The 13,310-nt window shown below is 42.7% G+C and carries 6 protein-coding genes; 5 read left to right on the top strand and 1 reads right to left on the bottom strand.

Going from position 1 to position 13,310, the window contains the following annotated elements:
• Positions 1-213: 213 nt before the first annotated feature.
• The 5 genes from INE92_RS19180 to INE92_RS19200 all read left to right on the top strand — a co-directional run bounded on the left by INE92_RS19180 (position 214) and on the right by INE92_RS19200 (position 11,370).
• Complete coding sequence (locus INE92_RS19180; protein ID WP_004312871.1) at positions 214-1,866, top strand: glycosyl hydrolase family 18 protein; 1,653 nt, start codon at positions 214-216, stop codon at positions 1,864-1,866.
• Between the two features lie 29 nt (positions 1,867-1,895).
• Positions 1,896-5,252 (top strand): SusC/RagA family TonB-linked outer membrane protein, encoded by a 3,357-nt coding sequence (locus INE92_RS19185; RefSeq protein WP_004312870.1) that lies wholly within the window; start codon positions 1,896-1,898, stop codon positions 5,250-5,252.
• 13 nt (positions 5,253-5,265) lie between these two features.
• Entirely contained in the window at positions 5,266-7,080 is a 1,815-nt protein-coding gene (locus INE92_RS19190; RefSeq protein ID WP_008023680.1) for a RagB/SusD family nutrient uptake outer membrane protein, read from the top strand.
• 43 nt (positions 7,081-7,123) lie between these two features.
• Positions 7,124-8,947 carry a DUF5006 domain-containing protein gene (locus INE92_RS19195; RefSeq protein ID WP_008023682.1) on the top strand — a complete coding sequence of 608 codons (1,824 nt, stop codon included), beginning with the start codon at positions 7,124-7,126 and terminating at the stop codon, positions 8,945-8,947.
• 98 nt (positions 8,948-9,045) lie between these two features.
• Complete coding sequence (locus INE92_RS19200) at positions 9,046-11,370, top strand: glycoside hydrolase family 20 protein (protein WP_008770496.1); 2,325 nt, start codon at positions 9,046-9,048, stop codon at positions 11,368-11,370.
• Between the two features lie 204 nt (positions 11,371-11,574).
• On the opposite strand, the gene INE92_RS19205 is transcribed toward INE92_RS19200, so the two are convergent.
• Entirely contained in the window at positions 11,575-13,254 is a 1,680-nt protein-coding gene (locus INE92_RS19205) for a SulP family inorganic anion transporter (protein ID WP_008641509.1), read from the bottom strand.
• Between the last annotated feature and the right edge of the window lie 56 nt (positions 13,255-13,310).

Below are 13,310 nucleotides of genomic sequence, written 5' to 3' on the forward strand. Positions count from 1 at the left end.
GGTGTTTTAATCATTGTCTTTTTGAGATAAGAACCATTTCTCCGATGGAACGGGTTGATTTGGTGAAAAGTGAATATTTAATGGCTATTTTTTAAATATTGATTTTTGTTGTTGTACCTATTTTTGTGACGTTGATTTTAGGAGAAAAACCAATTGTTTGATTAATGGAGACTCTTATTGTCAGCGAATAGAAAATCTTAATAACTTAAATTTATGAGAAACAAATTCTTTTTATGTCTTTTCGTGTTAGTATCGCTAACAGCTTGTAAAGACACTAAATGGGTAGAAGTTCCGGGTGGAATGCCCCCTGAAGGAGCAATCACCGGACAGCCGGGAGTGGATGATCCGGCTGAGAAAACATTAATCAATTGTCAATACATTGGTGGTGACCCTTTCGAATTAAACCGTATTCCGGTAGAAAATCTGATTGTCAGCAATGATCTTATTTATTTGGCTGCGCGTCCTTATGCTAATGGAGATATAGCTTTTGACTTGCCTATAAATGATGCAACTTTTACAGGCGGGGTTTCGCATGAAGCTACTTATGAGGGACGTAGCGGTGTGATAAAATTTGACGGAACCGGAAAAATGAATGGAAAAGATGGATTATTGCATTCTACAGAAGAGACATTTAATAAAAGTTTCACTTTTGCTACCTATATATTTATAGATGAGTGGGTGCCCGGAGCATATATCTTTAAAAAAACAAGTGGAGATAAAGTGTTGGCTGCCTTACAATTAGGTGCTAACGAGCAGACTGTGAGCTGGGCGTTGGGAAATGCATCAGTGACAGCAGGTACCTATGTGGATGCCAAGGGTTTGGCTCCGGGAGCTTGGCATTATCTGGCGGTAGATTATGATGGCAATAAAAAGCAATTCAGGATTTTTGTAGATGCGTGGTCTTCTACGCTTGACAAAGAAATCGTATTGCCTACTGCCCGTGCCGATTTTTATATAGGTGAAAACTTCAAAGGCCGTTTGGATGAAACTTCTTTTTGGAGTATGGCAGCAGGTACTGGTGGGAAGAATGGTATAAAATTCGATAATTGGAATATGGTAGCAAAAGTGTTGGCTTATTGGCAATATGATGATTCTACCAATCCGGGGAAGGACTCTCACACTTGGTTGGACCGTTGGAAAAAAATACGCGAAACCTTGGCAGCTCAGGTAGGTAATGACAGCCGAAAATTACGATTAGGATTCGGCAGCGGGCAATGGAGGCAAATGATGAGTGCTGATAATACGCGTACCGCATTTGCTAATAATTTGAAGAGTGTTTTGAAGGAATATGAATTTGATGGAGTAGACCTTGATATTGAATGGCCTACTACGGAGACAGAATATGCTAACTACAGTGCGACGATTGTGAAAATCAGACAGATACTTGGCAAAGACGTATGTTTCTCCGTATCCCTTCATCCGGTTGCTTATAAAATTTCGAAAAATGCGATTGAAGCTTTGGATTTTATGTCTTACCAATGCTACGGACCGGCAGTGATGCGATATTCTTACGAGCAATTTGTAAAAGATGCAGAAATGGCTGTTGAGTACGGGATTCCGGCAGATAAACTGGTTCTCGGTGTGCCTTTTATCGGGACTACCGGTGTAAATGGAGAACAAGTCTCTTACTCTGATTTTATAAATGGTGGACTTTCGGATGTTGCTTTGGATGAATTTACGTATAATGGCAAAACGTATACTCTTAATGGTCAGAATACGATTCGTAAAAAAGCGAAGTATGCTTGTGAGGAAGGCTATAGAGGAATAATGAGTTGGGGGTCCGATGTGTCGGTAAATAATGAAAAATCATTGTTGAAAGCGATACAAGAGGAGTTTGTTGCTTATGAGATTAATAATCCCAAGTAAATGTAATCTTAATTATTAAATGTAATATTATGAAAAAAGAAAAATTAATGAAGATACAAGAACGACTTGTTTTTCTTCTGATTTTCCTATTCTTATTGCCGATAGGGGTCATTGCCCAACAAAAGATGATTACGGGGCAAGTAGTGGACGAACAGGGAGAAGCTGTTATTGGCGCCAGTGTGATGGTGAAAGGTGCAAAAACCGGAACAATTACGGATTTGGACGGAAATTTTTCTGTTCAGGGAAAAGCGGGGCAAACGCTTTCTATAAGTTATGTTGGCTATACTCCATTGGATGTGAAAATTACAAAATTACAAAACAATCGATTCGTATTGAAGGAAAACACGGAAGTGCTTGACGAGGTTGTTGTTGTCGGTATGGATACGCAAAAGAGAAATACAATTACGGCGGCGGTATCTGTAGTGAAAGGAGATGATATCGTCAATCGTCCCATAACGGACCTCACCAGCGCTTTGCAAGGTAATGTAGCAGGATTAAATTTCGCATCGGATGCAATGGGAGGAGCTAAAGGAGGTGAGTTGGGTACGGATATAAAATTCAATATCCGTGGTGTTGGCTCTATCAATGGTGGCGAACCGTATGTATTGGTAGACGGAATCGAACAAAGTATGCAGAATGTGAATCCCGCCGATGTTGCTAGTATCAGTGTGTTGAAAGACGCCTCGGCAGCCGCGATTTATGGTGCCCGTGCCGCCTATGGTGTGGTATTGGTTACAACTAAAAGTGGAAATTCGGAAAAAGCTAAAGTAAGTTATTCGGGAACAGTTGGTTTTAGTTCTCCTATCCGTACTCCACAGATGATGAATTCTTTGGAGTTTGCTTATTATAATAATGCTTTGTATGATGCCGGTGCATCTGCTTCGGGGATTAATAGAATCTCAGACTCGGTTATAGAAAAGATTAAGGGATTCATGCAGAATCCATATTCAGAGGAATTTCCGGGAATAGATGTATCTAGTAACGGAGAAGACTGGGCTAGTGCATATTATGCCCAGTATGGCAATACGGATTGGTTTAAATACTATTACAAGGATAAGTCCATTCGTCATTCACATAATTTGAGTGTACAGGGTGGATCGCAGAAGATAAACTACTATATCGGTATGGGATATGTCTATCAGGAGGGCTTTCTGGATCATGTTAAGGATGATTTGAGCAAGTATAATCTGAATACAAAGCTACAGGCGAAGCCTACTGACTGGTTGAGATTCAACCTAAATAATAATATAACTTTGCAAATGATAAAACGTCCGATGCCCAACCAGTCTATTATTTATAATAAGATAGGTTCGCATCGTCCGTCACAAGTTACACATTTGCCGATTGATTCAAAATATAATATTCCCAGCTGGAACGAAACGCTTTTCATGCAAAATTCGAATTATGAAAATAATCGGCTTTCAGATGCCTTGTCAGTATCCGCTACGGCTACTCTAATGAAAGGATGGGATGTTACGGCTGAAATGAAGATACGTTTTGATGTAGAAAATAACAATATGATTCTATATGAGAATCCGCAATATGAAACTCCTTTAGGGACGCTAAAACCGGGTGATGCTACTGGACGCAGGCAAGGATTCTCTTATCCGAATATCGATTGGAAGTTAATGAAGTTCGGTTCTTATGCCCGTGGAAGTCTGTTCAATTATTATTTGTCGCCTAATGTGTCCAGTATGTATATTCAGCAATGGGGAAAACATTCTTTCAAGGCAATGGCGGGATTCCAAATGGAAATGAAAGAAGATTCCAATGAGTATATGTATAAAGATGGAATGATGAGTAATGATATCTTTTCTTTTGCAAATGCCAGCGGGAACGTCATAGCCGGAGAAGATCGTACACATTGGGCTACAATGGGGGCTTACCTTAAGTTGAACTGGAATTATGACAATATATATTTCTTTGAGTTCAGCGGGCGTTATGATGGCTCTTCACGTTTTGCAAAAGGAAACCGTTGGGGATTTTTCCCTTCATTCTCTGCTGGTTATGATATTGCCAGAACAGATTACTTCCAGAGGCTGAAACTTCCGGTGTCTCAATTGAAAGTCCGTGTGTCTTATGGTCGTCTGGGTAATCAGAATGGAGCCGGATTATACGATTATCTGGCTACTATGTCATTGGATGCTTTGGGATCTAATGGTTGGTTATTGCCTACTGCCTCTTCTGCCAGTGCTATCAAGGGAACGATAGCAAAGACCCCTAAAATGGTAAGTCCGTTTATTACATGGGAAAAAGTGGATAATGCAAACTTGGGACTTGATTTGATGCTGTTCGACAATCGGCTTTCTTTAGAAGCAAATATATACCAGCGCATGACAAGGGATATGATTGGTCCGGCCGAAGCTATTCCCGATATTAGTGGTATAGCTTCCGAAAACCGCTCTAAAATAAATAATGCTACATTGCGTAACCGCGGATGGGAGCTTTCGGTGAACTGGCATGATCAGCTGAAATGTGGATTTAGTTATGGCGTAGGATTCAATGTGTTTAGCTATAAGGCTGTCGTTACCAAATATAATAATCCAGATGGAACCATTTACAATAATCACACCGGGTATGGTCCTAATAAAGGATATTATGAAGGGATGGATCTTGGTGAGATTTGGGGGTATCAGGCTGACGACCTTTTCATGACAAACCGTGAGATTGATGATTACTTGCGAAAGGTGGATATGAGTGCGCTCAAGCCGGATGACATGTGGCGTCGTGGAGATTTGAAATATATAGATTCCAATAATGATGGGAAAATAGATGGTGGTGACGGTACGATATACAATCATGGTGACTTGAAGATTATTGGTAATACAACTCCCAAATATTCGTTCGGTATCAATTTGAATGTGGGATATAAGGGTTTTGAAGTATCTACTTTATTGCAAGGAGTGGCAAAAAGGGATTTCCCGATTTCGGGAAGTAGCTATATGTTTAGTGCAGGTAGCTATAACTTCAAGGAGCATCTGGATTATTTCAGCCCGGAGACTCCGAATGGCTTTTTGCCTCGTCTGACTAGCTGGAAAAATAATCAGGACTTTTATGTAAATACAGGGTATAATTCAACTCGCTATTTATTGAATGCAGCTTATATGCGTATGAAGAACCTGACTGTATCATATAATTTCGATAAGAAGTTGCTAAAACATATCGGTATTAGTCGACTGAAATTGTATGTAGCATGCGATAACCTGTTTACTGTAACAAAATTGCCAAAACAGTTTGATCCGGAAACGCTTAATCAGGTGAACGGAATGGCTGGAGGTACTACTACAGAGGCTCCGGGTCTAACCTCACCGGTCGTATCTAATGGTAATGGTATGGTGTATCCGCTAAACCGGAATTTTGTATTCGGACTTGATTTTACTTTTTAAATAGAGGATAATGATGAAAAAAATATATTTATTAGCAGTAGCTTTAGCCGGTACTTTATTGACTTCCTGTTCTGACTTTCTGGATAAAGTGCCTTTGGTGGTGCCCAGTAGCGAGACATTCTTGACGAATCAAAGTGCCGTGACTAATTATGTCAATGGTTTGTATATTGCTCTTCCTTCTGCAGGTGCCTATGGCATGGGAATAATGGGAGAAGAAAAGAATAGTGATAATATGGTAGCCATGGTGTATGACAGGCGTATGAACGGGGAGTTGCAAGAATCTATCGGAGGCGTAACAGAATGGCAGAAAGGATACCAGAATCTACGTAGTGTCAATTACTTCTTAGAATATTATAAAGTACCGGCAGCTGAAGAAACAGCGGAAGTATTATCTCTGAAAGGAGAAGCCTATTTCTTTCGTGCATATTGGCACTATTACTTGTTGACTAAATTCGGCAGTATTCCTGTGATGGACAAGTTTTGGGATGGAAACGCTACCGTTGGCGGGTTACAGATTCCGGCACGTGATCGTTCGGCAGTGGCACAATTCATTCTTGATGATTTGAAGGCAGCTAAAGAGTTGCTATATTCCCGCAGCAAATATCAGGGATTGCGTATTTGTAAAGAAGCTGCTATGGTTATGGCGATGAGAGTGGCACTCTTTGAAGGTACGTGGGAGAAATATCATAAAGGTACTGACTTTGCCGCTGCCGAGTATAAATCAGATGATTTTTTGCAGCAAGTACTTACTTTGGGGGATGAATTGTTTCAAATGGGTATTACATTAAACACAAAAGAGAATGATAAATCAGTGAAGAATATTGATGATGCGTATGGAAACCTGTTCAATTCAAAAGATTTGTCGGCTACTCAGGAAGTGTTGTTTTGGAAGAAATATTCAATTGCCGACAACTTGGTTCACAGTTTAAATACGAATTTATCCAGTGGAATGTGTGATGCTGAAGGACCAGCCGGACTTTCTCAATCATTAGTAGATAATTATTTAAGTGTGGATGGCAACTTTATTGATCCCACAGCCGCAAAATTTAAAGATTTCAATGAATCTTTTAAGGATAGGGATGGTCGGTTGCTGGCCACTGTAATGCATTCGGACTGTAAATACAAATCGATGACAGTGAAAGGAGCTAAGAAAATGCTGGTGAAGGCTTATTCAGAGGAAGATAAAGATTTAATCAATCCTCCTCAAATTGTAAGTACCGGAAATCAGAGTAATACTACCGGCTATCATATCCGTATGGGAATTGATACTACATTCGTAAGTGGGCAGGGAGAAACTGCCACTCCAATGATTCGTTATGCAGAAGCCTTGCTGGCTTATGCAGAAGCTGCGGAAGAATTGGGAAAATGTGACGCTGCTGTTTTGGAGAAGACTATAAAGCCATTACGCGAACGGGCCGGAGTCACTTATCTCGCTCCATCAGCTATTGATCCCAATTTCCCTGATTTTGGTTATACAATTTCTGCCAATCTGCAAGAAATCCGTCGGGAAAGACGCTCTGAACTGCCATTGCAGGGAATGCGTTTGGATGATTTGATGCGTTGGAGAGCACATAAGTTATTCCAGGGGAAACGTGGCGGAGGCGCTTACTTTGGAGCCGGCAGCGTTTTATATAAATCAATTGATCCGAAGAATGAAGAATTGGCTCAAATTCTGGTAGACAATAACGATTACTTGGATCCACTGAAAAATGTTCTTCCACGTGGGTTCCAGTTTGATGCGGGACGTGATTATCTACTTCCGATTCCACCGAGCGAGATATCATTGAATAAAGAACTGACACAGAATCCGGGGTGGCGCAAAAATTGAGAAGCATCAACTTAAGTTCATTGATAATTATAAAGAAAAAAACATGAAGAATATATTCTACAAACTATTTTCAATATCTCTATTGGGTGTATGCTTGATGGGATGTGAAGATGAAACTAAGTATTTGCCTTTACCACAAGCTGTTCCTTTTACGATGACTGTCAATAATACGACTTTTGTAATGGGCGAAAAGTTAGTTGTCGATTTGGATATTAATCCGGATAAGGATGGAAGCGAGGTTTTGGCTAACGAAGATTTTGATATTTATTTTACCGCTAAAACTGGTACGGAGGATGTGTCCGGCGTATTCAAAGATTTTCATAACATCGTTACTTTTCCGAAAGGTGAGAAGAGTATTCGTGTTGAGTTCCCTCTGAAAGAAACTGGATTGGAAGGAAGTAAAAACTTTAATTTTGTAGCTTTTTCCCGCGGATACGAGATTGGTAACCCTAGTTTTCCTATGAAAGTGTCCGATTACTATCGGGTAAATATGGCAATACAAGGCAATGCGGACAATATAGTAACGGAAGGTGATAAATTTGTGTTGGTAGCCAGTCTGGATAAACCGAGGGCAATACCTATTGTGGTAAGTATCAGCGCAAAAGCGGAGGATGAGAGCTCTTTTGAAAATTTGCCCAGTGAACTGACTATTCCTGCAGGAGCGCTGAACGCAAAAACTGACCCTATATCTTTAGTTATGGATGGAGCGAAGACAGGAGACAAGGAGTTGACATTGAATTTCACTTCAAACTCTGAAGCTAATCCGATGAAGTCTGATAAATTAGTAATTATGATGACTGACCTCGAATCTCTTGCCAATCCGGATATGTATGATCCGACCTTGGTGTATGAACATCCGGAATATCCATTTGTATCTAAAGGCAATAAAAGCAAATTCGATGCTTGGTGGGGGAGTGACAGAAGCTCGTCTGTAGAAATAACCGGAAAAACGGGTGCTAAACCTGGAACTGATTATGCTTCGTTAACTTCGCATCCCAACCAGAAATTAGCAGAGGAAGGATGGAAATTCTGGAGTGGCGTAGAGTTCCATTTTATACAAAGCTCTTTCGGGTGGAGTATGCCGACGAAGCCGAATACGTCGTTTGGTAACTATAGGCATTGGTCTTTTAATTATATTCCAACTAAATCAATACAAGATGTGTTTGCTGCTAATCGCGATAAATGTTCTAATGTAACAGAAGACGGTACTTATCAATTGTGGGTACAAGCTGGTTCCACACCGGGAGACGGACTTGGTGCGAGTAGAGATTACGGTTCGGCTGCTGTATATATTGGAAGAGGCGGTTCAGGTGCTTCTACCCGTTTTATACACATCAATCCGGGAATGCGTATAGAAATGAGAGTGCGTGTGACGGGAGATCGTACGGGTATTGTTCCGGTCATTGAGCTTAGAGATGCACCTGGGGGCGTATTTGATAAACAAATACAGAGAATCGATATTCTTAGAAATACGAAAGGAAACTTGGTGACACAAGGTGTTTTCTCGACAATGGAAGATGGTACTAAAACAAGCCCACTCCCCAAAATTGGTGATTATAATATTTATTGGGTAGAATTGACTACAGATGGAATAAAAGTAGGAATCAATGGAAGTACGAATGTAGATGTCCCTTCGACAAGTTCTTGGGGTTTTGCTCCTGCAGATGGCTTGGCTTTGGATTTCCTTTTTGCTCCGGCAGACAATCGTCCGGACGGATGGGATAGTGTATTGAAGGCTATTTCCGAACCTAAGACCGATCCGAATACACCTATGATGGAAATTGATTGGATTCGTTTTTATACGAATAGCACGTATTCGGACGAAGGTGTGACATACTGGGCAAATGCAGGTCAATTATTCTACTAATATAGTGTTCTGCTTTCAATAGATTAATTGATAAAATGTCGGAAGTCAGGTGTTTATGCATCTCTTTCGACATTTTCACTCTTAAAAGTTTTATTACCATGAAGAAAGAAATCTTAATTATTCTCGTGCTATTGACGTCTTTGATTAGTATGCATGCCGCCAACTTGACATCTCCCCCTATTTCAATAGTTCCCCGTCCGGCGCAGGTCGTGCCGGGAGAGGGCAACTTTACCTTCTCTTCTCAAACGCTGTTTTCGGTAGAGAACCATGAGCAGGCTGTCATCGTCCGCAACTTTATAAACTTATTGAAGAGAAGCTCGGGGATCACCTCACAGTTGGCAATAGGTGGCAGTGAGAAGAGCCATGTCTGCTTTACAACCGACTCTTCTTTAAAAAGCGAAGCCTATCAGTTGGCAGTTACTCCGGAACAGATTCAGGTAAAGGCATCGGATATAAAAGGCTTTTTCTATGCATTACAGACCATCCGCCTATTGTTGCCGTCGGCTGTTGAAGGCAATCAACAGGCTAAGAATATCCGATGGAGTATCCCCGCAGTAACCATTCAGGATGAGCCACGCTTCGGCTATCGGGCATTGATGCTGGATGCCGCCCGTTTCTTCATCCCCAAGGAAAACGTGTTGCGTATCATCGACTGTATGGGCATGCTCAAAATTAATACGCTTCATTTCCATCTCACGGACGATAACGGCTGGCGATTGGAAATCAAGAAATATCCCCGCCTGACGGAAGTGGGAGCATGGAGAGTGAACCGCATGGACGTTCCCTTCTATTTCCGCCGTAACGCCGAACCGGGTGAACCCACTCCTATCGGTGGATTTTATACACAGGAAGATATTAAAGAAATGGTCTCCTATGCTGCCGACCGCCAGATAGAAATTATCCCCGAAATAGATATGCCGGCTCACAGCAACGCTGCACTGGCTGCCTATCCGCAACTGGCCTGCCCCGTAGTAGACAGTTACATCGGAGTAATTCCAGGTTTGGGCGGAAGTAATTCAGGAGTGATTTATTGTGCCGGAAACGATAGTGCTTTTACATTCTTGCAAGATGTTTTAGATGAAGTGATGGCAATCTTCCCTTCGCGATATATTCATCTGGGAGGAGATGAGGCGCAGAAAGGGTACTGGAAAAAATGCCCGCTTTGCCAGCAGCGGATAAAGAAAGAGCACCTTGCCAACGAAGAAGACCTGCAAGGTTACTTTATGAAACGGATGAGCGACTATGTACGCAGCAAAGGACGCGAAGTGATAGGTTGGGATGAACTGACAAATAGCAGTTTCCTGCCGGAAGGTGTTATCATCCAAGGCTGGCGCGGACTCGGTACGGCTGCTTTGAAAGCCGCGGAAAAAGGACATCAGTTCATTATGACCCCTGCCCGCATCTTGTATCTGATTCGTTATCAAGGCCCGCAATGGTTCGAACCCCAGACCTATTTCGGAAATAACACGCTGAAAGACATCTACGATTACGAACCTGTGCAAGCGGACTGGAAACCGGAATATGCTTCTTTGTTAAAGGGCGTACAGGCATCTATGTGGACGGAGTTCTGCAATAAGCCGGAAGATGTCGATTATTTAGTGTTCCCCCGTCTTGCCGCCCTGGCGGAAGTGGCATGGACACAGCCCGAACACAAGGACTGGACTGCGTTTTTGAAAGGACTGGATGCCTATAATGAGCATCTGACAGCTAAAGGCATCGTTTACGCCCGTTCAATGTACAACATCCAGCATACGGTAACTCCAAACGATGGAATGCTTGAAGTGAAACTGGAATGTATCCGTCCTGATATGGAGATACATTATACGACGGACGGCAGCGAACCTACGGCAACTTCACCGCTCTACGAAAAAATAGTGCCTGTAAAAGAGGCGCTTACCCTAAAAGGTGCAACTTTTGCGTACGGCAGACAGATGGGAAAGACATTGATACTTCCTGTCCGATGGAACCTGGCTACCGCCAAACCTGTACTGGGAACCAATCCGACTGAAAAGCTCCTGACGAATGGAATACGCGGAAGCCTGAAATATTCGGATTTCGAGTGGTGCTCATGGGCGGACAATGACTCTGTCTCTTTTACGATTGACTTGCTGAAGCCGGAAATGCTGAACACGTTGACATTGGGATGCATCACGAACAATGGAATGGCTATCCATAAACCGGCATCCGTGAGGGTGGAAGTTTCGGATGATAACTCCAAGTTCCGCGAAGCCGTTGTGCAGAGCTTCACGTCTGAAGAGATTTTCCGTGAAGGGAATTTTATAGAAAACCTGTCATTGAAACTGGGAGGCACACAGGCCCGTTATGTACGTGTGACCGCCAAAGGTCCGGGAGTTTGTCCTGCATCTCATGTGAGACCGGGACAGACATCGAGAATCTTTTTTGATGAAGTGATGCTGGAGTAAGACAAGCCAGGCAGGTGTGGAGGGCGGCGCATAAGCGCGGATTATTTTTTAAGTCTAGTAAGGTGGCGATTGATTAAATAGACTATATATAGCTTGCGTGTTGGACATATAGATCCAACACGCAGGTCATATATGCCATACACATTGGATCTATATGTCCAACATGCACGGTATATAGCTCCTGTAAGTAGTTGATAATTAGCGTTATTCTACCAGACTTTTTGCTCTTTCCAATGCTACGTTGATATTCGGACAGATATTCTCTTTTCCCAGCAACTCGTAGAATCCGGCTTTTTCCAGTACATTATGCACGTTATCGTTGACTCCCGAAAGAATAATGGTAGTCTTTTCCTTCTGCGACATTTCGCAGAGAGCAGTCAGGTTATGAATACCTGTGGAGTCGATGAACGGAACCTTGCGCATACGGATGATACGTACTTTTGGGCGGTCTCCCAGTTGTGTCATTGTTTCTTCAAACTTGGTAGCGATGCCGAAGAAATAAGGGCCGTTGATTTCGTATACCTCTATACCTTTGGGAATCATCAGGTTTTCTTCGTGTACGGTAATATCCGATTCTTTATTCGGGTCAATCTCATCGGTAATCACCGAGATTTCGGTAGTCTCCATGACACGTTTCATAAAGAGGACGCAAGCAATCACCAATCCTACCTCGATAGCGACGGTCAGGTCGAAGATAACGGTCAGGAAGAACGTGATAAGCAGTACGGTAACGTCCGATTTCGGATTCTTCAGTAAAGCTCTGAATACACGCCATCCGCTCATGTTGTAAGATACGATGACCAGTACTCCGGCAAGGCATGCCATCGGGATATATTGTGCGAGTGGCATCAGGAAGAGCAGAATCAACAGCAATACTACTGCATGGATGATTCCGGCTATCGGTGTCTTACCCCCGTTGTTGATATTCGTCATGGTACGGGCGATGGCTCCGGTGGCAGGAATACCTCCGAACAGAGGAGCTATGATATTGGCAGCTCCCTGTGCAATCAGTTCTGTATTGGAATCGTGGCGGTCGCCTATCACACCGTCGGCTACCGTGGCAGACAGCAGCGACTCGATAGCTCCCAATACGGCAATGGTGATAGCCACCGGAAACAGTTCCCTGATAGCTTCCCAATCCAACGCAGGCACAACGGCATCGGGCAACTCCGATTTGATGGTGAAGCGGTCGCCGATTGTCTGGATGCAGTCGATCCCTCCGAAAGTTTTCATCAGGTAAACGGCTACCGTGACTACGATGATGGCAATCAGCGAGCCGGGAATTTTCTTTGAGAACTTCGGAGTGATGGCGATAATAATAATGCTGACAATACTAACGATGGTATTCCACCAGTTGATCGTGTCGAAGTGTCGGAAATAAATCAGCCACTTCCCGACGAAGTCTCCCGGCACTTTCTCGTCTCCGAAAGATAAACCGAAAATATCGGCAATCTGGGTCGTGAAAATAGTGACGGCGATACCGCTGGTAAATCCGACGATGATAGGATAAGGAATGAATTTGATGACAGCTCCCAGCTTGAACACTCCTAATAATACAAGGAGTACGCCCGCCATTAGCGTGGCTACAATCAGTCCGGCCTCGCCGTATTGTTGTATGATGCCATAGATAATGACGATAAATGCTCCCGTAGGACCGCCGATCTGGACTTTGCTGCCTCCCAACAGGGAAATGATGAATCCCGCAATGATAGCGGTGATAATACCTTTTTCGGGCGAAACTCCCGAAGCGATACCGAAAGCGATAGCCAGTGGAAGCGCTACGATACCTACGATGATGCCGGCCATCAGGTCCGCCATAAACGTTTCTTTCGAATAATTCTTTAGACAAGAAACCAGTTTGGGTTTAAATTCAAATAGCTTCATTTTTAGATGTTATTATACGTGTACTCTGTACTTTTTTGCAAAGTAGAGGTTGCAAA

This window comes from Bacteroides xylanisolvens (assembly GCF_018289135.1).
GTDB classification, from domain to species: Bacteria; Bacteroidota; Bacteroidia; order Bacteroidales; family Bacteroidaceae; genus Bacteroides; species Bacteroides xylanisolvens.